We start from the raw sequence: 23,297 nt of genomic DNA, 5'->3' as shown, positions 1-23,297 counted from the left end.
TACACTATATACGCTCAGGTTTGAAAATTCAAGATTTTCCGGCAGTGCTTCCCCAAGGGTCATTTCTTTAGGGGATTTTATTGGGGAATTTCGTCAGGGCGATCGCCCCTGGGCACAATCTGAAACCCAGTACCCACAGGGGGAATCTTTGGCAGCTCGGCTATTAACTCTCCGAAAAGAATCATTGCTGCGTAGTATCCACGCTACAGCGCAATCGCGCCTCATCTGAGCCAAACGCCAGGTGAGCGACCAAACCTGAGGAGATCAAGATGCGAAAGTTCATTTCTACGGCGATCGCCCTGACGCTGGCAGGCAGTGTGGCCACTCCAGCGATCGCCGCCAACTGGGAATATCAGGGCGTTGCCGTGACTGGAGAAGACGTTTACCTGGATTTGGATTCTATCCAGTCCCACGGACGAGGCGGCTACTTCTTCCGATATCAAATTGGTCGAGATCAACGGTCTGCATACACCCCCTGCGATGGGCGTTGGCAGGTGTTTAATCGGAATGGCGATGCTGAACCCCTGATACGGCCACAGTCGCAAGCCACGCGCAACATGCTGAATCGAGTCTGCAATTCTGTCGCCACGAACTGGGAATATCTCGGTGAAGCAGTGGGCGGACAGGCAGTGTATCTCGACTTGAGTTCCATTCGACTGGTTCAGCAAGGGAGCTATGTCTTCGACTATCGACTGGGGCAGGAGCTACGCCGAGCCATGACGGCCTGCGATGGAACCTGGCGGGTTGCAGATGCAAGGGGCAGCTTTGGCGCGGCCCAGCGGCCCCAGTCGCAAGCGACAAGAACCATGCTGAGTCGGGTCTGCAATGCGGGTCGATAAGCCTGTTCTAGGGAAACTCGGCTTAGCAGCCCGTGGGTCAGCACAAGGTTCTGAATAGCCCTGAATAGCCCTGAATACTTGGATTTCAGTTGGGAAGGCGCGACCGACCCAACTGATTTTTTTGCAGTCGCTCTGGCAATATTTCCTAGCTATGGACGCAACGGGCGATTCGCGAAGCGTTCGCGCAAGTGGTGCGGCGCACGTTCCCTACAGGAATCGCTCTCCTGACCAATAGCGCACCAAAATGCGGATCACTTCGTCCTCCACAGGCGACGGCAGCGGCGGCGACCATTCGCCCGCTTCGGCAAAGCGCCGGACATGAAGCTGATGCACAATATGATTTACACCGGGCAGCACGCCGCAAATCAGAATGCGAACGGGCTGCTGACCGTTTGGCACAGCAGGAACAGGCACCCGAAGCAAATCGGGTACAGACTTTGGAGTTATCATGATGTCACCTGAAATAAGGTAGGGCGTGCAAAGTTTATCCTCAGTGCGATCGGTGGAGATCCCCCTAAATCCCCCTTAATAAGGGGGACTTCCGGAGCGGCTCGGTTCCCCCCTTGTTAAGGCGGACTTCCGGAACGGCTCGGTTCCCCCCTTAATAAGGGGGGTCAGGGGGGATCAAACCTGGCGATCTGGCAAACAGAACTTATTGCACCTGTAGAGGAGAGAGAGAAAAGCGATCGCCCTTCTCTCTCAAAATATGCCTTCGTTGCATACGCATCATTGGCATGTCGAAATCATATGTTGCATACGCAACGGTGTCAAGCAAAACATGGGTTATGTCAGACTTCGCATCAAAGAGCTAGCCGAGCAGAGAAGCTGGACGCTGAAAGAAGTCGCTGACTATGCAGGTGTGAACTACAACACGGTGAGAAGCTACGTGCAGCGAGACATGCTGAATACGGTTGATCTGAGCGCTGTGTTCAAGATAGCTCGCGCCTTCGACGTGTCGATCGAAGACCTGGTAGAAATTCTGGAGGAATAAGGCGACTATCTCGCTACATGGGGCTAATTCGGCTGAGAATTCGAGAATTTGCAGAGCAGCGGGGCTGGACGCTCCGAGAAGTTGCCGAACGCGCCGGACTGAACTACAGCACCGTCAAAAACTACGTGCAGCGCGACGCAATGACCATGACTGATTACACGGCAATTCGCAGGCTGGCGATCGCCTTCGACGTGTCGATCGAAGATCTAGTTGAAATACTAGAAGAATAGAAGCAGCGCATTCATCCTCCATCCCTCTCCCAATGGTGGCCACCTCCCATCGCGCCGATCGCGTTTTTCTACACAACATTAGCTGGGAGCAGTTTGAGCGGCTGCTGGAAGACCTGGGCGATCGCCGTTCTGCCCGTATCGCCTACAACAACGGCACGCTGGAGATCATGACCCCGCTACTGGAACACGGATATTTCAAAGAGGTGATTGGCGACGCGGTGAAAGACATGGCCGACGAGCTAGCGCTGAACTACGAAAGCTATGGCTCTACCACATGGCGCGATCGCCTCCAGAGGGCCGGGCTGGAACCTGACAACTGCTTTTACTTTCAAAACGAACCCGCCGTGCGCGGCAGAACCGATCTAGACTTGCGCCAAGACCCGCCACCCGACCTGGCGCTAGAGATTGACATGACCAACAAATCCCTTGATCGCTTCCCCATCTACGCTCGGCTGCGCGTGCCCGAACTCTGGTGCTACGACGACGGCAACTTGAAGATCTACCACCTGCAATCGGGGGACTATGCAGAAGCAGAGCGGAGTCTGGCGCTACCCCAACTGCCCATCCGTGAACTGCCGCAGATCATCGAAGCGCATCGATCAGAAGGACGACGCGCCCTGCGCCAAGCCATCCGCCAGTGGGCACGCCGTCATGTAACTCGCTAATCTCCTTGTAGGCGACGGTCCGCGTGGCATAACGTATATAGCCGTCAGCGCCGCCTAGTAGAACATTGTTTGATGCGTTGCGCTGGCGTTGGCACTCATCTCGTTTGCAAATAGCGCTGTCTAGAAGCCATTCCGGGAAGACCAGTGCTAGAACGGGTATCAGAACAGCTTGAGGGTTAGCAGAACAGCATGGCGAATCCGGTTTCGCAGCGGCGGGGTAACTGGTTGAACGGCAAAGCGCTCTGGGCGCAGATGCAGCGGCGGCTTGGCGATTTGGATTCCTCGGAGCCGCCAGAAGATTCGCTGCCGCTGCGGGTGCTGGTGCAGGCGATGGTGATCGTCGGCATTATTGCGGTAGATGTGTCAGCGGCAGACACGACCGATGCATTGGGCGTAAGTCTGTGGGCCGTGCCGATGAGCGCGGTGGGCGGAGCTTGGAGTTGGTCGCGTCGCCGCAGCCGCAATATCCCGGTGAAATTTTGTATTGCGATCGCCATGCTGATTGCCCTGGCGGTCTTTTTTGTGCGGCTGGTGGCAGAGCGCAACGACACGCGCATGGCCTTAGCGGAACTGCTGATTCAGCTTCAGGTCTTTCACAGCTTTGACCTGCCGCGCCGCAAAGACCTGGGCTATTCCATTGTGATCGGGCTGATCTTGATGGGCGTGGCGGCCACTCTCAGCCAGACCTTCTGGTTTGCGCCGCTGCTGATTGCCTTTGTGGCTCTGGGCATTCCGGCGCTAGTGCTAGACTATCGCTCTCAGCTTGGGGTTGCTCCCAAGACGATGCGGCGCATTCGCCAGAGCTTGCCGCTGCGGCCGCTGGCAGGCGTGCTGGGCATTACGCTGGCGCTGGGGCTGGTGATTTTTGCCTTTTTGCCCCGCCTTCCGGGTTATCAACTGCGGGCGTTTCCGGTCAGTGCGCCCATCCAGTTTGAAGGCCAGTTTGACGGCGGCACGATTATCAACCCTGGCTATGTGCGCGACGGTCGCGCCAGCACGGGCAGCGGCATGGGCGTAAACGGCAATGTGCAGGGCGGGCCGGGCGAAGTGGATGCAGATTTTTACTATGGCTTTAATCGCCAGATGAACCAAAATCTGCGCGGCTCGCTGACCCCAAAGGTGGTGATGCGCGTGCGATCGCAGTCCGAGGGCTTTTGGCGCGTGATGGCGTTCGACCGCTATACGGGGCAGGGCTGGGAAGTGTCGCGGGATGGGGAAAACGACGTGCAGGTGCTAGAGCGATCGCCCTGGACCTATCGCCAAATTCTGCCCTGGTCGGTGACGCTGAACCAGACGCGGGAAGTAATTCAGACCTTTACTGTAGTTGCAGATTTACCCAACCTAGTGCCCGCCCTCTATGAAGCCAAGGAGCTTTACTTTCCCACGCGGCAAATTGCCATCGATCCCGAAGGTGCGCTGCGATCGCCCATTCCGCTGTCCCAGGGGTTGACCTATACCGTGGTGTCGGAAGTGCCCTTTCGCGATCGCACCCAGTTGCGGAATGCCACGACCGTCAACCCGTCCAACATCACTGACTATTATCTAGGCGTGCCAGCGGCGATCGCCCTCCGCATCCGCCAGACCGCAGAAGAGGCGCTGGCCAAGTCGCCCACGCCAATCACCGCGCCCTACGAAAAAGCCCTCTACCTAGCGCAATATCTCAAGCAAAACTATCGTATTTTGCCCGATCTGCCGTTTTTGGAAGAAAACGAGGATTTGGTCGAGGCATTTCTCTACAAGTACCAAGGCGGCTATCCCGACCACTTTTCTACGGTGCTAACCGTCATGCTGCGCTCCCTTGGCATTCCGGCGCGGCTGGTGGTGGGCTTTGGCGCGGGCGAGTTCAATCCTTTCACGGGCTATTACGTGGTGCGAAACACCGATGCCTTTGCCATGACGGAGGTCTATTTCCACAAATATGGCTGGTTTGCCTTTAACCCAATTCCCGGCGGAGACGTGATCCCCACCTCGGTCGAAGAGTCGCAGGTGTTCGCCGCGCTGAAGAAATTCTGGGAATGGATCGCGGGCTGGCTGCCCTCTCCGGTGTCGGGCTTTTTGAACGGGCTGCTAGAGGCGATCGCCCAGGGCTTTGGCTGGGCTATGTCTACCCTAACTCGCTGGTTTACGCAGGGCTGGGTGGGGCTGCTGACGGGGCTGATGGGCCTCACGGTGGCGGCATTTTTGGGCTGGCTGGGCTGGAGCGGCTGGACGGCCTGGCGCGATCGCCGCTGGTTGAAGTCCCTGGCTCCGGCGGAGGCGCTCTATCAGGAGATGCTGCGCTGGCTCGCCGAACAGCACATCCGCAAGGCCCCCAGCGATACCCCCCTGGAGTTTGCCCGCACTGCCCAGCAACAGCAGCCCGCCCACGGGGAACTGATCTACCAGATTGCTCAGTCCTACGTAACGTGGCGCTATGGCGGCCAGGTGGGGGATCTATCTCGCTTGCGCCAGCGGTTGCACCAGGTGAAACAAAAGGGGCGATCGCTCCCCGCCCGCTTCCGAGGCCCATCGCGCAGAAAAGTTCTGTCCTAAACTCTGTCCTAGACTCTGGTCTAGACGCTGCTAGGGTCACTTCCTTGAAGCATTCCCCTCGAAACTGGCACGTCTCAGGTCATTTAACCCAGCCATTCGGATAAACTGAGAAGCCGCCATCCAAAACAGAAACGGAGATTAAAGATTTGAAACATGCAATTCCCGGTGGAGAATGGGGAATTATAATGTGCGATGCGATATTCAATCTGTGATATTCTCCTCAGATAGCCTCTTGCATCGCCCCGTGTCCGCTCTCGCCCTTGCACCTCGATTCTTCTTGCCAAGTGCCTCTGAGTCATTACGCTTCCTGCATTCACGGCTGCTGGCCCAGCATTCTCTATCCCGTCTTTTCAGTTCCATCCTACGTTAGAGAGGTCGTTTCCCTTGTCCCGTCGCTATCTATTCACATCAGAATCTGTTACCGAAGGCCATCCCGATAAAATCTGTGACCAGATCTCGGACTCGATCCTCGATGCCTTGTTGACCCAAGATCCCAGCAGCCGAGTCGCCGCAGAAGTCGTCGTCAATACGGGTCTGGTGCTAATCACCGGAGAAATTTCCTCCAAAGGCACCGTGAACTACGTTGATCTCGTCCGCCAAAAGATCGCAGAAATTGGCTACACCGATTCGGTCAACGGTTTTTCGTCCAATAGCTGCGCGGTGCTGGTGGCGCTCGATGCCCAGTCGCCCGACATCGCCCAGGGTGTAGACAAGGCCCATGAGCAGCGATCGCAGCGCAGTGAAGAAGAACTCGACGCAATCGGCGCGGGCGACCAGGGATTGATGTTTGGCTTTGCCTGCAACGAAACGCCGGAACTCATGCCGTTGCCAATCAGCCTGGCCCACCGCATCTCGCGCCGCCTCGCTGCTGTGCGAAAGTCGGGTCAGATCCCCTACCTGCGTCCCGACGGCAAAACCCAGGTCACAGTCAGTTACGAAGACGGTCGCCCTGTTGGCATTGACACCATTCTCGTCTCTACGCAGCACACGGAAACCATCGACGACATCACCGACCCGGCAGCGGTTCAAGCCAAAATTCGGGAAGACCTCTGGCAAATTGTCGTACAGCCCATCTTTTCGGACATCGCTATCAAGCCCGACAGCGGTACGCGCTTTTTGGTGAACCCCACGGGTAAATTTGTGATTGGCGGGCCCCAGGGCGATTCGGGGCTGACGGGTCGCAAAATCATCGTGGACACCTACGGCGGCTATTCTCGCCACGGCGGCGGCGCGTTTTCTGGCAAAGACCCCACCAAGGTCGATCGCAGCGCTGCCTACGCCGCCCGCCACGCCGCCAAAAATATCGTCGCAGCCGGACTCGCAGACAAGTGCGAAGTGCAGTTGAGCTATGCGATTGGCGTGGCGCGTCCCGTCAGCATCATGGTAGACACCTTTGGCACGGGCAAGATCGACGATGAGCGTCTGCTGGAACTGGTGAAACAGCACTTTGAACTGCGTCCGGCGGGCATCATCCAGACCTATAACCTGAGCCGACTGCCTGCCGAACGGGGCGGACGGTTCTACCAGGATGTCGCGGCCTACGGTCACTTTGGCCGCACAGATCTAGATTTGCCGTGGGAACAGCTTGACAAGGTAGACGCGCTAAAGCAGGCAGCCGGGGCACTGCTGTCTGGCATGTTGAGCTAAGTCTTGCGGCAAGCAGTTCCTTCAGGGCTGACGCTTTTCGTCCTGCGCTCGATAGGGTAAAGTGACATCCTGCCTAGTCAGGTTGTTCTTACGCTGTCGGGTTTTCTACTGATGCCGAAATCGCTGCCAAAGTCGTCGCCAACGTCCTCTCAAAACCATCGCGCTGCGTTTCTGTCCCTGCTCGTGCTGACGATGATCTGGGGCTATAACTGGGTCGTGATGAAAATTGGCATTGCCTATGCGTCGGCGCTCGACTTTGCGGCACTGCGGCTGGTGTTGGGGGCGCTGAGTCTATTTCTGGCATTGATTGCCCTGCGAAAGCCGCTAAAGCCCAAGGCCGTACCGGGGACAATTTTGCTGGGACTCATGCAAAACACTGCAACCGTGGGGCTAATTACCTGGGCGCTGGTGAATGGGGGCGCGGGCAAAACGGCCGTGCTGAACTATACCATGCCGTTTTGGCTGCTGTTGTTTTCGTGGATTTTCCTGAAAGAAACCCTGAGGCGATCGCAGTGGTTGAGTGTCGGCATGGCCGTGACGGGGCTGCTGCTGGTGCTGATGCCGCTAGATTTGTCGAGCGGGTTGGGCAGCAAGATCATTGCCGTGGGCGCGGGTATTTGCTGGGCCATTAGCGCTGTGCTGGCGCGGGTGTTGCAACGGGACCAACAGCTAGACCTGCTCTCGATGTCGGCATGGCAAATGCTGTTTGGCAGCATTCCGCTGGCGATCGCCGCCTGGATGATCCCCACTCAGCCGATTGTCTGGTCGCCCACGTTCATCGCAGCGCTGCTCTATAATGCCGTACCCGCAGCGGCGATCGCCTGGCTCCTGTGGTTCTATGCGCTAAACAACTTACCCGTGGGCACGGCGGGATTATCTACGCTGGCGGCTCCGGTGATTGGCGTGCTGGCGGCGTGGCTGCAACTGGGCGAGCGCCCCAGCGGTGTAGAAGGACTGGGCATGGTGCTGATTTTGGTCGCGCTGACGATAAACGCAGTGCAAACCATTCAGACTGAGCGACGCGCCAAGAATCAGGCAAAACTGAGCGCCTAATATCGAGTCACTGATATCGAGTCACCGATATCGAGTCACTGATATCGAGTCTCAAAAGCCCATCGCGTTCCGTCTTGTATCCGCTTCTACGGAACCCCCTGCCCAAATCCGCTAAGGTCAAAGCAACTTGGGGATAATGTTATCTGAATCACATTTACTGAGTCACATTTACTCCCAAAGACCGCGACGAACATCGCGAATCGTTAACGCAAATCGTTAAACCAATCTGGGGCAGAGTGCAAGGGGCAAAAAGCAATGCGCCTAGAGCAGTTGAAGGCATTTTTGGCAGTGGCAGAAACGGGTAGTTTTCAGCAGGCGGCGCTGCGCTGTGGCGTGACGCAATCCACCGTGAGCCGCCAGATTCAATCTCTGGAATCGGACTTGGGAATGTCGTTGTTTCACCGCAGCACCCAGGCCAAGCTGACGGTAGCGGGCGATCGCCTGTTGCCCCGGGTTCGCAAAATTTGCCAGGAATGGGCGAACGCCACCCAGGAACTCGGAGAACTGCGGGCGGGCAAACAGCCAGAACTCTGCGTAGCGGCGATTCACTCCCTCTGCGCCTATTCGCTGCCGCCTGTCTTGCAACAGTTTTGTCAGGATTATCCAGAGGTGCAACTGCGAGTAACGGCCTTGGGGAGCGATCGCGCATTGAAAGTGCTGCGTGATGGGCTGGTGGATCTGGCGATCGTGATGAACAACCGCTTTGTGGCCAGTAGTCCAGAAATCGTGGTGGAAGTTCTCTATGACGAACCAATTAAGCTGCTGATGGCGGCCGATCATCCCCTGGCAAGCTGCGACGCAGTGCCCTGGGCAGACCTGGCCCGCTATCCGCAGGTTGTGTTCAAGGACGGCTACGGGATGCAGCGGATTGTGCAGGAGCAGTTTACCCGCCGGGGAACGCCGCTGCGGGCTGCGCTGGAGCTAAATACGCCTGATGCCTTTCGCGGCGTGGTGCGCCAGGGCGACATGCTGGCCCTCCTGCCCGAATCGGCGCTGATCGAGGCTTACGACGATCCAGCGCTGGCCGTTCGCCCGATTGCGCCCGATGCAAACGCCGCCCTGACCGATCCCCCCCTGACGCGCCAGGTGGTGATGGTGACGACGAGCGATCGCCTGCAAATTCCCCCAATCCGCCATTTCTATAACCTGATCCTGTCCCAACTCCCCCAGCGCATCCGCCAGCACTCCCTGGCCGCGACGACCCCCTAATCCCATCTCCCTCCTCTTTGGCATGAGCCACGCCTTTAGAACGCTGCTGCGAAAGGTCGGCAGCGGCCCCCACACCAGCCAAGACCTGACCCGCGCAGAATCTGCCGCCGCCACGCGCATGATGCTGCTGCAAGAGGCAACGCCCGCTCAGATTGGTGCGTTCATGATTGCTCACCGCATCAAGCGCCCCACGGGGACAGAACTGGCAGGAATGCTGGATGCCTATGATGAGTTGGGCCCAAAGCTGCAATCGATTGGCGATCGCCCTGTTTTCATCCTCAATGCCCCCTACGACGGGCGCGATCGCACGCTGCCGCTGAGCCTGGTCACGACGCTGATTCTACTCGCCGCAGACCAGCCCGTCATTCAACACGGCGGCGACATCATGCCCACCAAAGAGGGCGTGCCCCTGGTGACGCTGTGGGCTGGGCTGGGCGTAGACTGGTCGCGCCTGTCCCTTAGCCAAGTTCAGGACGTTTTGGAACGCACTGGCATGGGCTTCGTCTACATGCCCGCCCACTTTCCACTGGCGCAGGCACTAGTGGAATATCGCGATCAGATTGGCAAGCGCCCGCCCTTTGCCACGCTGGAACTCATCTGGTCGCCCTATGCGGGGCAGAGCCACGTCGTCGTGGGCTTTGTGCATCCCCCTACCGAAGGCATGGCGCAGGCAGCCTTTGCGCTGCGAAACACGCCGCTCTACACCACGGTCAAGGGGCTGGAAGGAAGCTGCGACCTGCCGCGAGAGCGCACCGCCATCCTCGGCTTTAGCACCCCGTCGCCAGACGCGCTGGAGCGGCTGCACCTGCATCCCTACGATTACAGCATGGGCGGCAAAAATGTCCCCTTGACCAGCCCCGCCGCCGCAGTCGAAGCCATGCTCCAGGTGTTGCAGGGCAAACCGTCTGAACTGCGCGAGTCGGTGCTGTGGAACGCGGGCTTTTATCTGTGGCGCGGCGGCAAAGCAGAAACGTTGACAGAGGCGATCGCCCTTGCAGGACAACTGCTCGACCAGGGTTCTGCATGGCAAGCCCTCATCCGCCTGCGACAGGCCACCAGCGCCCCCTGCCCCGTTTAGGGTCGGGGTTTTCACGGCTCCCCCAGATTTTCGCCCCCAGATTCTCGCCCTCAGGATTCTTGGCCTAAATGAGGGGTTAGACTCTCGTGCGGGTTGCAGCGCAATCGGCCTATGCTCGGAATGCGGTTTTCTGGTGTTTTGAGTGCGATCGCCTAAGCTCTTACGTCAGTGTTTTCACGCAAGCTTCGCGGTCGAGAACCCTGCTGCTGGGTTTACTAAACCCTCTCATAAAACACCAGATCGCCAGCAGCAACACGAGGAGTGACCCCTAGGATTGAAGATGCCAAAACTACAACCCATTCAGCTTGAAGACGGCAGCATTTTGTATGTCGAAGCCACGGACGATATCCAGGCAATTGATGTACCCACGAACGGTGGTGGAACCGGAAACGGATACCCCAATGAACCTTCTGAGGAAGTGTCTCGTACTTCAAAAGGATGGAATCGAGGCAACCCAAATACTCAAATAGCGCAGAGCTTCCAAGCCATCGAAAGCACGATTAAGACCTATACGCAGCATACCCTCAACGCTTTTCGAGGGGCTGCAATGGCAGATGTGAAAAAGGTGACGCTGGAATTTGGGGTGAACGTCAGCGGTGTGGGAGGTGTGCCCTATATCGCCACAGGAACAGCTGGTTGCAACATCAAGATCGTGGTCGAGTGTGCTTTTCCCGAACGCGCGACCCCGGAGCCCCAAACTCAGGCATCCCAGTTGCCTAGAGAAATACCCCCCTCAGCGAGGATATCGCCTGCTCGCGAAGCCAATGGAGTTGGTAACGGAGCTAGCCCTAGCCACGCAGGTAGACCCACGCCGCCGCCGCGCCCAATTTCCTAGCCATCTACCTAGCGATCTACTACGAGATGAGCGTGAGGCTGGTGCGAAATCGATTCATGCTGCAAAAGGGACACACGCACCGCCAGTCTCCATTTAACCCCGACGGATCAACCCTGACAGGTCAACCCCGACAGGAATATAGCGCCCGTCCGATTAGCCTGCCAAGAAAAACCCCCTGGAGTCCAGGGGGCCGTTCACTCTTCGACACAAACCAATGTTTTGTGATTAGACCACGTGACGACTTCAGAAAGACACACCCTAATGCTTTGAAAGACTCAGGACTGACGCACTCGCGATCAGTTTTCTGGGTTTTGGACGATCTCTCGCGGGCTGCACCCACGAGAGATCGCCCAACTGCGTCAGTCCCTAAGACTGCTCCTTGAAATCTTGTGAAACCTTCTTGTGAAACCTATAGAATTGCGTGAAGCGCCTATGCAATGTCCGTCTTGGATACGCTGGGCGGGCGTTACGAGCATCGCTTGTGCCAGTGCAGGGCGACTTGCACGCTGCGCTACTTGCGCTGCCTCATTCAGACCGCTTACTGCTCGTAGGTTACGCCGCGATACTTCAGGTTCTGGACACCATGCTTCTGTGAGGTTGCGGCGTGAATAGCAGTCTGGACTTTGATGCCGCGATACATCCTTTCACCAGGCATAGAAGCTATCGAGCCTTGGGGCTTTTCAGGGCTGTATTCGTAGCTGGCAAAGCGATAGGTAAGTTGCATAATGACCTCTGTTAGCCGAAGCGTTGATGGTAGACGATTAACGTGAAACTAGCTAAGCAGCGTGCTTGAACCGTAAGTATCGGGTATCAATCAGGTGTCAATCAGGTCAGCAAACAGACTATGTAAGTAAGCTAAGCAGATAAGCTGATAGATACGCTATGTGTGCGAATGCTGTCAATTGCTGTCGATATCCGGGAGCGGGAAGGAGTTTTAAGAAAAAAGCAAACCTGAAACAGGGGGGCATTGCGCTGAGGGGGGCTTGCTCAATGCGCGTTCAACGGGACAGGTTCAGGTTTGCTGGAAATTTTGCGGGACACGTCTGGGGCTAGTTTTGGAGATGAAGCGGTGGGGTTGCGCTAACCACCTAGCTGCCGTAAGCAACGCCGCGATATTTCAAGGGAAATCCAGGCGAGCGTGTGGCGGAAGGGGTTTCTGGATTAATCTTTGCGCCGCGATAGGTCAGATCCATCGATTCCAGGTTGGCTTGGCGGGATGCCTCAAGTTGGGCAGCGGTGTAGGCATAGTTGACGGAGCGGTAAGTGAGTTGCATGGTTGTGTCTCCTTGAGAGTGAGCCAGGAAAGATGCGGTGGGGGCTATCTGGCGTGTTGCTTTATGTCTTAGTTTTATGCTGTTTCCCCAGGCGGGTCGATACAGAAAAGTTAGGGAGTTTTGGCAGGGATGATCCTTAACTTTTGGGCGATCGCCCCGCACACGCCTTAACTTCCCTCAATGGCACTTCCTTCACACGGGGCCGGAGAGGGGTGGAAATCGGTGGCAATAGGCAGAAATTAAATTTAGCTAAATCTTGACATTTCCTTCAAACGGTAGCTTAAAATACAGATTGAAAGGCTATTGCTATACCACAGAGCAAACAGTTAGACCGCAAATTTAGTTAATACACTCGAACAGAATCTCTCGAACAGGATCTTGACAAGAGGGCGATCGCCCCTCCGGGTCTGGCTTTCCCCAGCACCCTCAAGTGGTTCAGTGGCGTACTAAATACACACTCTCGTACAGATTCTCATACAGACTCTCAGTTAATTCCGCCAGTACAGATTTCCCGATTAATCACTAGCAGCCCAAAGCTTGACAAAATTTCGACAAAATTCTTTAGGAGGAACAGATGAGATTAACGTATCGGGGACACGACTATGAGCAGGAGCCTGTCCCTCCTATGCAGATGCGAGACTCTGGCTCCGTCGGCCTTTACCGTGGACGGGAGCTTCACTTTAGCTATCCCCGTCATGTGCCTGTGCCCCAGCCCGTCAATCGGTTGCAGTATCGTGGCGTAGCCTATCAAACAACCGAGACGGGCGAAGTGAATTCGATGGGGCGGGTGGTGCGTCCGGCTGCCCATCCCGAGGCACACCACGCGATCGCCCATGCTCACGCCCGCCTGATCGATCAGCAAGAATTGGCGAAGGTGCATCACCAATACTTGATGGAGCGGTTGCAGCGTCGTCTGGAAGTGGCCCGGGCTAAGGGGGACGACACGCTAGTTCGCCAGCTTGAGCAAGAGCAGCATCAGTTGGTGTAGCGCTCGGCGTTGCGATATGGCGTGAGTTCTTCGTTGCACCATGCCGCGCTACCACACATCGTCGTCTGGATCAGGCTGAGGCTTAGCTGGATAGGAACCCGACGGCTCTGCGGCTTTGCGCGTTGGCTGGAGAAACTTTTCGTAGGGTGAGACTGGGGGCGACGCGGGGGGCAATAGCTCCAACTGGGGCGATCGCCCCTGGCCCGTTTGGGTGCGGCGGCGGCGCGATACGCCTTCTTCCGTCGTTTCCTCTGCCACTACTTCGTAAAGAATTGCCTGCTTGTCGCCGTCGCCCCGGCGCAGCACCCGCCCCAGCCGCTGGATATACTCCCGGCTCGACCCCGTGCCCGACAGGATAATGGCCACACGGGCATCGGGCACATCTACGCCTTCATTCAGCACATGGGACACGGCTAGCGCCTGATACGTGCCCTCGCGAAACTTTTGCAAGATGTCGTGGCGTTCTTTCACGGGGGTCTGGTGCGTCAGCGCCGGAATCAGAAATTCCCTGGAAATGCGGTAAACCGTGGCGTTGTCGTTGGTAAAGACAATCGTGCGGTCGGGGTAGTGCTGTGCTAGCAGATCGGTGAGAACCCGCAGTTTACCCTCTGTGCCGAGCGCGATCGCCCTTGCCTCCCGGTGTGCCAGCATGGCCCGCCGCCCCGCCTGCGACTGGGCACTCAGCCGCACGAACTGCTGCCAGCCCGACAGGCTGCCCAAAAACACCTTATGCCGCTCCAGAAACGCATTGCGGGTTGCAATCAGCGCCGTGTAGCGATCGCGCTCCTGCTGCGACAGCTTTACCTTCACCTGCACGATTTCATGGTGCGCCAGCGCATGACCCGACAGTTCCTCCGCCGTGCGGCGATAGACCACCGGCCCCAGCAGCGTGTCCAAATCAGCGTGGCGGCCGTCGCTGCGGTCGGGCGTAGCGGTCAGGCCCAGGCGATAAGGGGCGATCGCATATTCTGCAATCACCCGGTTAAAGTCGCTGGGCAAATGGTGGCACTCATCGCAAATCAGCAGCCCATAGCGATTGCCCAGAGACTCTGCATGAATCGCCGCGCTGTCATAGGTGGCAACTAGGACAGACGTGCGATCGCGCGATCCGCCCCCCAGCAGGCCCACCTCTGCATCGGGAAATGCCGCCAGCAAATGAGCATACCACTGGTGCATCAAGTCCAGCGTCGGCACTGTAATCAGCGTGCTGCGCGGAGTCGCCTGCATCGCCATCTGCGCCAGATAGGTCTTGCCCGCTGCGGTCGGCAGCACCACCACCCCCCGTCGCCCGGCCGCCTGCCACGCGGCCAGTGCCTCCTGCTGGTGTGGATAGGGCTGCCGCTCAAAGGCCGCATTCAGGGCGATCGGCTCAAACGCTTTTGCCTCATCGTCAAAGGCCGTGCCCTCCGCCCGCAGCCGCTCCACCAAAGGACGATACTGCATAGCAGGCACCCGAAATCGCTCCACCCGGTCATCCCAGGTCGCAAAATCCACCCAGGCCTTGCCCCTGGGCGGCGGATGCAAAATCAAAGTGCCCCGGTCAAACTTGAGGGTTGGCGTGCGGGCCATGCAGTACGTTCGTTTTCCCCTGAGTGATCTGCCCGTATTGTACGCCAGGGATACCATTCCGTTTTAGACTGGAGAATGCTCGGATTTGATGTGCTGTTTTCAAGAAGACCCCTGTGCGAAAAAAGGTTATTGCTGGCAACTGGAAAATGTACAAAACTCAGGCAGAAGCGCAAGAGTTTCTTCAAGGGTTTTTGAAGCATCTGACGGAAACGCCCGACGATCGGGAGGTCGTGCTTTGCGTCCCTTATACCGATCTCTGGCTCTTGTCCAAAAACCTGCACGGGAGTCGGATTCGGCTGGGCGCGCAAAATATCCACTGGGCCGCCGAAGGTGCTTACACGGGTGAAATCTCTGGGCCGATGCTGTCGGAGATTGGGGTTCGCTACGTCGTTGTTGGCCACAGCGAGCGACGGCAGTATTTTGGCGAAACGGACGACACGGTGAACCTGCGCCTGAAAGCTGCTCAGGAGTTTGGCATTACGCCGATTCTGTGTGTGGGGGAAACCAAGCAGCAGCGGTCTACGGGGCAAACCGAGCCGTTTATTTTTAACCAGCTTGAGAATGATCTGGTGGATGTGGATCAGTCCAACCTGGTGATTGCCTACGAGCCAATTTGGGCGATTGGCACGGGCGACACCTGCGAACCCGACGAAGCGAACCGCGTGATTGGGCTAATCCGTGAACAAATCGATAACCCCGACGTGCCGATTCAATATGGCGGCTCGGTCAAGCCCGACAATATTGATGCGATCATGGCTCAGCCAGAAATTGACGGCGTTCTGGTGGGTGGGGCCAGCCTGACAGCCGACAGCTTTGGGCGCATCGTGAATTTTGGGCTGTGAGTTTTGGGCTGTGAGTTTTGGGCTGTGAGTTTTGCCCTGAGAATTCGGCAATCCAAAATCGAAAATCGCCAGTCTTAAATCGCGAATCGCGATTAATCGATATCAAAAAGCAAGTTCTCAAACAGAAAGCCCCGCATTGCGGGGCTTTACTAATGGGATCTCGTGTAGTCAATCGTTCATCAACAGGGAACAGTGAACGGACGCTTAGGCTTCTTGCTTTTTGCGGCGGCGACGAGCATACATCAACCCAGCGGCGATCGCCGTTCCAGCCATCGTCGTCGGTTCGGGCACAGCGGTGGACCCCGCCATCACGATGCCGTCGTTGCCGCACTCTGCAAACAGGCTCGCGATGAAGTCGCCCACGGGCAGCAGGCTCCGATCGATGCTGAACCCGAAGGTGTGGTTACCCGTGGCATTGAACTGGCCAAAGTTTAGCCCCAACCCTCTCAGGTCAGCCGCCGCCAGCATGTTGATGCCACCCAGGTAGGTGCCAGACAGCATGTTGGTTTGAGCGGCAGTGTTGTAGCCAAAGTAGGAATTGTTTGCTGCCAAGTCGCCTAGAGAAGCAGAACCGCCCACCTTCGCCACTTCGGTTGCGTGCTGCTGGTGGCTGCTAAAGCCAGAGTTAACGCTGGTCAGGCTAGTCGTGGTCACGCCACCATACAGGCCCAAGGGGCTGATTTGCGTGGTTCGCGTTGTTTTGACCCGGCCTTTGCTGTCTACGGTTTGGGTTTCGGTTACCACTCTCACGTTCGTGTCGTTGGTGCTGTCAAACCGAATCGCGAACAGGTTGCTCTGGGCAGCATTGAAGCTTGCGGTGTTGGTGAAGTTCAGCACCAGATCGCCGTAGCTGATCTTGTTGTTCCGTACGCCGTTGAGGTCGTAGCCATTGAGAGACAGGTTCGAGTTGATAGCAAAGACCACGCGATCTTCTAGAACCCGAAACGCCATGCCAAAGAACTCGAAATCGCTGTTTTGCCCAACGACCAAGCGCCTGTTTTGGGCATCCCACTCGGTGCCATCGTTGAATGAGTCAATCGTGTAATTCCAGCCGCCAACCTGGAAGGCTTGGGCCTGCGACCCGGTGAAGGCCAGAACGCCGAGCGTTGCCGCAGTGCAGAGGAATGTTTTAAACGCTTTCAGTTTCATAGGTTAAAGAATGCTCTTGTGCGCTAGTGAGTTCGTTGCAGCTTGCTTCGCTGCGTGCTTAGACGAACCAATTCTGCAAAATTGATCCTTCGCACCCCTTGTATTAACAGGATGCACTTCGACCCATAAAGAAAAGACACTATGTAAAGCGATTTTTAACGAAGAAGGGATTTTGTTTTAGCGGTCTTTTTGAGTCTTCTATCAGCAGATTCGTCAGCTTAAATACGGAGCGATCGCCCTTAATTAAATACAAATTAAATACAAACGTTTATGCCACAGAATTTACGTAGAGCGGCAGGAGGAAACTACTGAGTGGGAAGCCTTTTGTCGCTTTCAGCCTTGATTCTGGGAGGGCTGGCCCTCGTAGCTATGCGGATCTGATGGGCGATCGCCTCTGTAAAGTCCGCTCTAAGCCGACCCTCTAACCCGGTGAGGAAAGACGATCCTCTACAGTCTTGAAAACCGAACTCACTCAAATTTTGAATTCGATAGATTAGGAGTGTCAGTAAGTCCCGCAAGAAACCAGAATGAGGGGCTGAAGAAACACCCATACTCTGACAATACTCTGAGGGAGATGAGCAATATGGCATTAGTTCATTGGGTTCCTTTCCGTGAATTAGAAACCCTGCAAAGAGACATGAACGAACTGCTGGATGTGTTTAATCTGGAGGGCGATCGCAAAGCAGGACTCCGCACCGCGCCCGCAATCGAGCTACAAGAAACGCCCGACGCACTGGTGCTAAAGGCCGAAATTCCGGGTGTAGATTCCAAAGATCTGGATATTCAGGTGACTGCTGAAGCGGTTGCGATTAAAGGCGAACGCAAATCGGAAACCCACACCGAAGAAAACGGCATCAAGCGCTCTGAGTTCCGCTATGGCTCGTTTAGCCGCGTCGTGCCGCTGCCCAGCCGCATCCAAAACGACAAGGTATCTGCAGAATACAAAGACGGTATTTTGCATCTGACCCTGCCCAAGGTGGAAGCCGAAAAGAACAAGGTCGTGAAAGTGACGCTGGGATAACGAGACTGCGTTCAGTTGTGTTAGTTCTGCCGATTAATCCTTGCAAGATAGCTTGAGTTGATTCGTACTGCTCCGCCACTCTCCCGTTTGAGGATGGCGGAGTTTTTGTTTGTTGCGTTTTGGCAATTTTTCCCAGTGCCTCCACCAACGACATGGCTGGAAACGCCGCAACTGCTTGATTGGCAAGCCAAAATCGCCAAGCCAAAATCCAAAATCGACACGCCCTGCCTTCTGCGTACAATCGAAGGAAATGTTGCATGGAAACGCCTCATGAAACCGAACATTTCGAGTTGGGCTGGGGCCCTCTTGGCGATCGCCCTCCCATCCGGACTCGCCCTGTCCACCCCACTCGCCGCAACAGCGGTGCAACTGGCAGACGGCACGGTGTATTTCGAGCAGCCGCCCAGCCTGACCGACTATGGCACAACCCGCACGACGACCTTTGCGCCAAACCCGACCTACTATTTCACCGTGACGCTGCCGCCGAATGCAGGCGAACCCCTGCAACGAGTCACGATTGAGCAGCGCGACAGCGGCACCTTTGCCCGCCGGGTTGATTATCGACTGGAGGCGACTAGTGCATTTGTGGGCACACGAAACCGGAGGGGCGATCGCCTATCCCTCGGTTCCGTAGCCTATGACCGAGATACCCAGACCCTTGCGGTCGTCTTCGATCCGCCCCTGCCGCCGGGAACCACTGCTACCCTGGCCCTGCGCCCCAGGCGAAATCCCCAGCTAGACGGCACCTATCTGTTCCGCGTGGTCGCCTTTCCGCCAGAACCAGATAGCGGCAGCGCCCACGGCCAGTTTCTCGGCTTTGGTCGGTTCCACTTCGATCGCCCAGAGTTTTTCCGCTGGGGCGATCGCTGGTGGTAGCCTGAGCGCTTCTCTGGTCGCAAAACCGCTACTCAATTGCGCCGCCGCAGGAGCTGCCTGCCCCGGCTGTGCAGCCAAAGCAGTGTCTTGCCGTCACAATTTCTCGCTGCGCCAGCAGGTCGGGATGGAAGTCGTGAACCGTGGCGGGGCGATCGCCCGCTAGCTGCACGGGCAACTCCAGCATTTGGTTAAAGTCGCAATCAAACAGGCGGCCATCCCAGGAAATCGACAGCGTATTGCGACACATCAGCCCGGAAATCGTCGCTGGATTAAACGCATTCACCAGCACTTCCAGATAGCGCTCCAGATTGCCCGACTGCTCTAGCCACTCCAGATAGCGAGAAATGGGCATATTGTTCAACGTGATCAGGCGGTCGAAGGTTACGCCGTGATTCTTTAGCAAGCCAGCCTTCCATTCCTGCTCCATCTTGACCTGGCTGCCCGCCAAAAACGCGCCAACCGGATTAGACATCAGCGTCAGCCGCCGCTTGGCATCCCCCTGGCCATAGCCCGCTGCATTCAGCCGCCGCAGCGCCTCGATGGATTTCTCGAAGGTGCCGTCGCCGCGCTGGCTGTCGGTGTTGAACTGGCGATAGTGGGGCAGCGAACAGACCACCTCTACGCCCCGTTCCGCCAGCCATTCGGGCAAATCTTGCAGGCTGGGAATCAGCAGCACGGTGAGGTTGCAGCGGTCGATGACATGCTTGCCCCGCTGCACGCATTCCTCTACTAAGTAACGAAAGTGCGGGTTTAATTCCGGTGCGCCGCCCGTGATGTCTACCGTGTGAGCGGTGGTTTGGTCGAGGGCGCGGAGGCAGGCTTCGATCGTGTCGCGGGACATCACCTCGTGGCGGTCAGGGCCCGCATCGACGTGGCAATGGCGACAGGTCATGTTGCACAGCTTGCCGACATTAATTTGAAAAATGTCCAAAGTCGCCGGCCGGAGCGAGGGCCAGCCGTGCTGCTGCAATCGGGTGGCGAAGTCAGCGCGATTCGCGAAGCGATCCCTACGGGAATCGCCCTCCAGGGGTACAGACTCTAGCCTCTGTAGCTGCTGCTGGGGGTTGGCCAAGGGCGATCGCCGCCGTAGCAAAGAGGTCGTGGGCTTTGGGCCAGCGCTTTTATTCTCCAGATCCAGCGCTTGCGAAATCCGAGCGGCGATCGCCCCCGATGCGCCCGCAGGGGTCAATTCAGCATCATCAAACATGGTCAAACTTCCCTTTTCAAACTTGCCCTACATGGCCAACTGCTTAACGTGGTCGAGCATCTGCATTCCATGCACGAGCGATGCGCCCCCTCGGATTGCCGTCGCCACATGCAGTGCCTCCGTCATCTGTTCCAGATCTGCGCCCTGCTGGAGGCTTTCTTTGCTGTAGGCATCAATGCAGTAGGGGCATTGCACAGCATGGGCCACCGCCAGCGCGATCAGCGCCTTTTCCCGCGCCGATAGCGCCCCATCTGCAAATACTGCGCCGTAATAGTCAAAAAACTTTTTCGCTAGCTCAGGGCTACCCTCTGCCACCTGACCAAAATTGGGCAAATGTTCGGCTTGGTAGTAATCACTCATGGGGGAAATGTTCAATCAAAAAGCTTGCATGGTTAAACAAAACGGCTAGACAAATAGGCCGCCACCCCGCCCGCACGCTGCGGACAAGCTGACAGCACCAGATGAACTGTGAGCATTCTATCGAGTCCTGGCAGGTCTTGCACGAATCTAGCTAGCCCACCTGAGATCTGACTGAAATCTGGCTAAGAGATATCTGAATCCTTGGAGAGCATCCGCTTCGACGTGGCTCTCCCGAAGTAGCCCCAGGGGGAATGCGATCGCCCGCTTCCCGTTTCCAGAATGGACTTAAGAATGGACTGAACGCGGGATGCATCTTTGCCAGCGCCATTCCTGAATTCGCGATCGTCACACGTCCTGTCGAGTTCAACAAACTTTTATGGCACATCCTTCTCCGCAAGAGCCGACCCCAGACCGCGCCAATATGACCGCGACGGGTGGAAAAAACGTCACCCAAGTCGGCGGCAACATGACCACCACGACGACGACCAACTACAACTTCGTGTTTTTTCTGATTGGGCTGCTGGCTCTGGGCGGACTCGCCTGGGGGCTGAATGTGGTCTTTGGCAACAACGAAGGCGGCAACCCTTCCCAGCAGCAGGTTCAGCCCGCCTCCCCCTCCGCCGAACCGTCTCCCCAGTCGTCCCCGTAGAAACCCGCCAGACGCGACCGTTTCCCGCAACCATTGCCCCCAACGGGAGGAAACGCTCATGCAAACCAAACCCCCAGCGCCCGATCCCGCCGCTGCCCAGGTTGCCCATGCAGGCAAAAATCTGATCCAGGTGGGCGGGGACTACATTCGCTACATTCACTTCAACTTCAAAACGGGAAACTGGGGCGTGGCGATCGCCAACCTCGCTATCCTGGGCCTCATTTTTTACGGCCTGGCAGAAGGCGTGACCCGCGCCACCGCCGCCGCCACGGCCCTGGTGTCGCCGCCGCCCGACCCAGACCAGTTTTGCAGCAGCGCCACCCAGCAAATCGACACGCTCAACCAGGAACTCGACCAACTGCGGCAAGATATCCGCGCCCTTCCCGCCGTGCCCGGCCCGCCGGGGCCCCAAGGGCCACAGGGCATTCCCGGTGAACCTGGGCCCATCGGCCCTATCGGCCCGCCTGGCCCCACAGGCGAACGAGGAGTCCCTGGCGAACCCGGCCCCCCAGGAGAGCGCGGCCCCCAGGGACTCCCCGGCGAACCCGGCCCCCAGGGCCCGCGTGGCGAACCTGGCCCCCAAGGAGACCGTGGGCCGCAAGAGTTGCCCGGTGGGCGGGATTCGTCGCCCATCGTGCGCTAAAGCGGCCTAACGTGATGTGCAGCGTTCAATATGCCCTCATCCCACAACCCCTTCTCCCAACGTAATAGTAAGGAGAGCAAGCAAGAGAGACTTATATCAATTCTCTAAATACCCTCTACACATAGAGCATCATTTCAGCGACATCGATTTTGAGGACTCCGATCATAGCGGCTAGCTCTAATCTTCCCATGTGTAGCAAATCTTTGAAGATTTGATATTAATGAATGGCGATCGCCCGACACTCGTTTCCCAGAAATCACGATTCACCTGGCCGATCTGCTGGGTCAGGGGCAATTTCGCAGCTCGGCAGCAGCAGGGAAGAGACAGGCGGGAGATCGAGAATCGATGCGACCTCCCGCGTCCCTGGATCTATGCCAGGTCAAACAGCAGCACTTCTGCATCGCTGACGGCTTGCACCTCCAGCAGCGTTTCGTCGCTGATGGCCGCGCCGTCGCCCGCTTCCAGCGACACCCCGTTGAGGCTGATCTTGCCCTGCGCCACCTGCACCCAGGCGTAGCGGCCGGGACGCAATTCGAGCGATCGCCCTTCACCGGCCTTCAGCACCGTGGCATACAGTTCCACATCCTGATTAATCTGCACCGCACCATCGGCCCCCGTGCGGCTGGCAATGCGTCGCCACTGCCCCTGCTTGGCCTCAGTGGGAAACACCTTCTCTTCGTAATTAGGCGTTAATCCTGCTTCCTCTGGCAAAATCCAGATTTGCAGAAAATGCACGCCCTCCGTTTGCGACGGGTTGAACTCGCTGTGGGCAATGCCCGTACCCGCCGTAATTTTTTGCACTTCGCCTGCGCCAATCGTGGCGGCGTTGCCCATGCTGTCTTTGTGCGCCAGCGACCCCGACAGCACGTAGGAAATAATTTCCATGTCGCGGTGCGGATGCGTGCCAAAGCCGCGACCCGGCGCAACCCGGTCTTCGTTGATCACGCGCAGGGCGCGAAAGCCCATGTGGTCAGGATCATAGTAGTTGGCAAAGGAAAACGTATGGTAGCTATCCAGCCAGCCGTGGTTGGCGTGACCGCGCTCTTGAGACGGACGGACAGTAATCATAGAGAGTCTCCTTGGGTGAAAACTAGTGAAAACTTGAGTACAAAATGTGGATAAGTAGTCGAGTAAGAAAGGCGAAATGGCGGGTTATCGGCGCGATAGGTTGGTAGCGCGGCTCTGCTCCAAAGCCCCATCACGCCAGCCCTCATCACTTCAACCCGGCGTGCGACCCGTCGCAGAAGGGTTCATTACCCGTGTGCTTGCAGAGGCAGAGCGCCACTTTCTGGGTTTCGGTGATTTCAAAGGCAAGGGGCGTAAAGTCCGTGCCCTGGTGGGAACCGTCGCAAAACGGCTGCCCCTGCGATCGCCCACAGCGACACCAGTAGTAGGTGCCCGGTTCTAGCTCCATTACCACAGGTTTCGTATCTGCAATCACGGGTTCGCTCATTGGTGTTCTCCCTATGTACGGGTCAACTGGCGTGCTAGTCGGCGCTCGTGTGTTCTCAAAGTGCTTGCGAAACGTTCGAGCAGACTTGAATCAAAGTGTTGAGCGGTTTAAACTCAAAGTCGTACTCGGAACTACTTTGAGTTTATAGTAGATACAATGGGTTTGGGAAGTATGCACTTTTTGGTAA

25 protein-coding genes are annotated in these 23,297 nt (G+C 57.1%); 16 read left to right on the top strand and 9 right to left on the bottom strand.

Annotated features, from left to right (window positions below; genetic code table 11):
- The first annotated feature begins 269 nt into the window (after positions 1-269).
- On the top strand, positions 270-839 hold the full coding sequence (locus HNI00_RS10940) for a hypothetical protein (RefSeq protein ID WP_316793238.1): 570 nt from the start codon (positions 270-272) through the stop codon (positions 837-839).
- Between the two features lie 207 nt (positions 840-1,046).
- Here the strand turns inward: HNI00_RS10940 and HNI00_RS10935 are convergent, their stop codons facing one another.
- On the bottom strand, positions 1,047-1,289 hold the full coding sequence (locus tag HNI00_RS10935; protein WP_316793236.1) for a hypothetical protein: 243 nt from the start codon (positions 1,287-1,289) through the stop codon (positions 1,047-1,049).
- Positions 1,290-1,617: 328 nt separating this feature from the next.
- On the opposite strand from HNI00_RS10935, the gene HNI00_RS10930 reads away from it, so the two are divergent.
- The 9 genes from HNI00_RS10930 to HNI00_RS10890 all read left to right on the top strand — a co-directional run bounded on the left by HNI00_RS10930 (position 1,618) and on the right by HNI00_RS10890 (position 11,079).
- Positions 1,618-1,830 (top strand): helix-turn-helix domain-containing protein, encoded by a 213-nt coding sequence (locus tag HNI00_RS10930; protein ID WP_297082213.1) that lies wholly within the window; start codon positions 1,618-1,620, stop codon positions 1,828-1,830.
- 17 nt (positions 1,831-1,847) lie between these two features.
- Positions 1,848-2,060: a helix-turn-helix domain-containing protein gene (locus tag HNI00_RS10925; protein WP_172357508.1), complete on the top strand. Its 213-nt coding sequence runs from the start codon at positions 1,848-1,850 to the stop codon at positions 2,058-2,060.
- Between the two features lie 32 nt (positions 2,061-2,092).
- Complete coding sequence (locus HNI00_RS10920; protein ID WP_316793230.1) at positions 2,093-2,725, top strand: Uma2 family endonuclease; 633 nt, start codon at positions 2,093-2,095, stop codon at positions 2,723-2,725.
- Positions 2,726-2,914: 189 nt separating this feature from the next.
- Entirely contained in the window at positions 2,915-5,257 is a 2,343-nt protein-coding gene (locus HNI00_RS10915; RefSeq protein WP_316793229.1) for a transglutaminase TgpA family protein, read from the top strand.
- A gap of 384 nt (positions 5,258-5,641) precedes the next feature.
- Positions 5,642-6,904, top strand: coding sequence for a methionine adenosyltransferase (gene metK, locus HNI00_RS10910; RefSeq protein WP_316793227.1), 1,263 nt, complete (start codon positions 5,642-5,644; stop codon positions 6,902-6,904).
- A gap of 111 nt (positions 6,905-7,015) precedes the next feature.
- Complete coding sequence (locus HNI00_RS10905; protein ID WP_316793225.1) at positions 7,016-7,957, top strand: DMT family transporter; 942 nt, start codon at positions 7,016-7,018, stop codon at positions 7,955-7,957.
- A 255-nt stretch (positions 7,958-8,212) separates the two neighbouring features.
- Positions 8,213-9,166 carry a LysR family transcriptional regulator gene (locus HNI00_RS10900; RefSeq protein WP_316793223.1) on the top strand — a complete coding sequence of 318 codons (954 nt, stop codon included), beginning with the start codon at positions 8,213-8,215 and terminating at the stop codon, positions 9,164-9,166.
- A gap of 22 nt (positions 9,167-9,188) precedes the next feature.
- Positions 9,189-10,244, top strand: a complete 1,056-nt coding sequence (locus HNI00_RS10895) for an anthranilate phosphoribosyltransferase family protein (RefSeq protein WP_316793221.1) — start codon at positions 9,189-9,191, stop codon at positions 10,242-10,244.
- 280 nt (positions 10,245-10,524) lie between these two features.
- The gene (locus tag HNI00_RS10890) at positions 10,525-11,079 is read left to right on the top strand and encodes a CU044_2847 family protein (RefSeq protein ID WP_316793219.1); all 555 of its coding nucleotides are present in this window, start codon (positions 10,525-10,527) and stop codon (positions 11,077-11,079) included.
- A gap of 538 nt (positions 11,080-11,617) precedes the next feature.
- Here the strand turns inward: HNI00_RS10890 and HNI00_RS10885 are convergent.
- Both HNI00_RS10885 and HNI00_RS10880 read right to left on the bottom strand, forming a co-directional pair.
- Positions 11,618-11,803 carry a DUF4278 domain-containing protein gene (locus HNI00_RS10885; protein WP_316793217.1) on the bottom strand — a complete coding sequence of 62 codons (186 nt, stop codon included), beginning with the start codon at positions 11,801-11,803 and terminating at the stop codon, positions 11,618-11,620.
- A gap of 364 nt (positions 11,804-12,167) precedes the next feature.
- Complete coding sequence (locus HNI00_RS10880; RefSeq protein ID WP_316793215.1) at positions 12,168-12,353, bottom strand: DUF4278 domain-containing protein; 186 nt, start codon at positions 12,351-12,353, stop codon at positions 12,168-12,170.
- Positions 12,354-12,927: 574 nt separating this feature from the next.
- Between HNI00_RS10880 and pirA the strand changes: the two genes are divergently transcribed.
- A complete protein-coding gene (pirA, locus tag HNI00_RS10875; RefSeq protein WP_316793213.1) occupies positions 12,928-13,341 on the top strand; it encodes an arginine synthesis PII-interacting regulator PirA in 414 nt (137 codons plus the stop codon).
- Between the two features lie 48 nt (positions 13,342-13,389).
- Here the strand turns inward: pirA and HNI00_RS10870 are convergent, their stop codons facing one another.
- Positions 13,390-14,910, bottom strand: coding sequence for a DEAD/DEAH box helicase (locus HNI00_RS10870; protein ID WP_316793211.1), 1,521 nt, complete (start codon positions 14,908-14,910; stop codon positions 13,390-13,392).
- A 113-nt stretch (positions 14,911-15,023) separates the two neighbouring features.
- Between HNI00_RS10870 and tpiA the strand changes: the two genes are divergently transcribed.
- Positions 15,024-15,752, top strand: coding sequence for a triose-phosphate isomerase (tpiA, locus tag HNI00_RS10865; RefSeq protein ID WP_316793209.1), 729 nt, complete (start codon positions 15,024-15,026; stop codon positions 15,750-15,752).
- 204 nt (positions 15,753-15,956) lie between these two features.
- Here the strand turns inward: tpiA and HNI00_RS10860 are convergent, their stop codons facing one another.
- Positions 15,957-16,901 carry a PEP-CTERM sorting domain-containing protein gene (locus tag HNI00_RS10860; protein ID WP_316793207.1) on the bottom strand — a complete coding sequence of 315 codons (945 nt, stop codon included), beginning with the start codon at positions 16,899-16,901 and terminating at the stop codon, positions 15,957-15,959.
- A 583-nt stretch (positions 16,902-17,484) separates the two neighbouring features.
- Between HNI00_RS10860 and HNI00_RS10855 the strand changes: the two genes are divergently transcribed.
- Complete coding sequence (locus HNI00_RS10855) at positions 17,485-17,922, top strand: Hsp20/alpha crystallin family protein (RefSeq protein ID WP_316793205.1); 438 nt, start codon at positions 17,485-17,487, stop codon at positions 17,920-17,922.
- 270 nt (positions 17,923-18,192) lie between these two features.
- A complete protein-coding gene (locus HNI00_RS10850) occupies positions 18,193-18,798 on the top strand; it encodes a DUF2808 domain-containing protein (RefSeq protein WP_316793204.1) in 606 nt (201 codons plus the stop codon).
- A 28-nt stretch (positions 18,799-18,826) separates the two neighbouring features.
- Here HNI00_RS10850 and arsS read toward each other — a convergent pair whose 3' ends face one another.
- Both arsS and HNI00_RS10840 read right to left on the bottom strand, forming a co-directional pair.
- Entirely contained in the window at positions 18,827-20,005 is a 1,179-nt protein-coding gene (gene arsS, locus HNI00_RS10845) for an arsenosugar biosynthesis radical SAM (seleno)protein ArsS (protein ID WP_316793202.1), read from the bottom strand.
- A 27-nt stretch (positions 20,006-20,032) separates the two neighbouring features.
- Positions 20,033-20,365, bottom strand: a complete 333-nt coding sequence (locus HNI00_RS10840) for an arsenosugar biosynthesis-associated peroxidase-like protein (RefSeq protein ID WP_172357478.1) — start codon at positions 20,363-20,365, stop codon at positions 20,033-20,035.
- A 376-nt stretch (positions 20,366-20,741) separates the two neighbouring features.
- Between HNI00_RS10840 and HNI00_RS10835 the strand changes: the two genes are divergently transcribed.
- Positions 20,742-21,014, top strand: a complete 273-nt coding sequence (locus HNI00_RS10835) for a hypothetical protein (RefSeq protein WP_316793200.1) — start codon at positions 20,742-20,744, stop codon at positions 21,012-21,014.
- Between the two features lie 58 nt (positions 21,015-21,072).
- Complete coding sequence (locus tag HNI00_RS10830; RefSeq protein ID WP_316793198.1) at positions 21,073-21,657, top strand: hypothetical protein; 585 nt, start codon at positions 21,073-21,075, stop codon at positions 21,655-21,657.
- A gap of 369 nt (positions 21,658-22,026) precedes the next feature.
- Here HNI00_RS10830 and HNI00_RS10825 read toward each other — a convergent pair whose 3' ends face one another.
- Complete coding sequence (locus tag HNI00_RS10825) at positions 22,027-22,725, bottom strand: pirin family protein (RefSeq protein WP_316793196.1); 699 nt, start codon at positions 22,723-22,725, stop codon at positions 22,027-22,029.
- 145 nt (positions 22,726-22,870) lie between these two features.
- Positions 22,871-23,110 (bottom strand): CDGSH iron-sulfur domain-containing protein, encoded by a 240-nt coding sequence (locus tag HNI00_RS10820; RefSeq protein WP_316793194.1) that lies wholly within the window; start codon positions 23,108-23,110, stop codon positions 22,871-22,873.
- Between the last annotated feature and the right edge of the window lie 187 nt (positions 23,111-23,297).

The sequence above is a fragment of the Thermoleptolyngbya oregonensis NK1-22 genome (genome assembly GCF_032705245.1).
GTDB classification, from domain to species: Bacteria; Cyanobacteriota; Cyanobacteriia; order Elainellales; family Elainellaceae; genus Thermoleptolyngbya; species Thermoleptolyngbya sichuanensis.
Note: the sequence above shows the minus strand (reverse complement) of the source record. Positions and strands in the feature narration are given on the sequence as shown.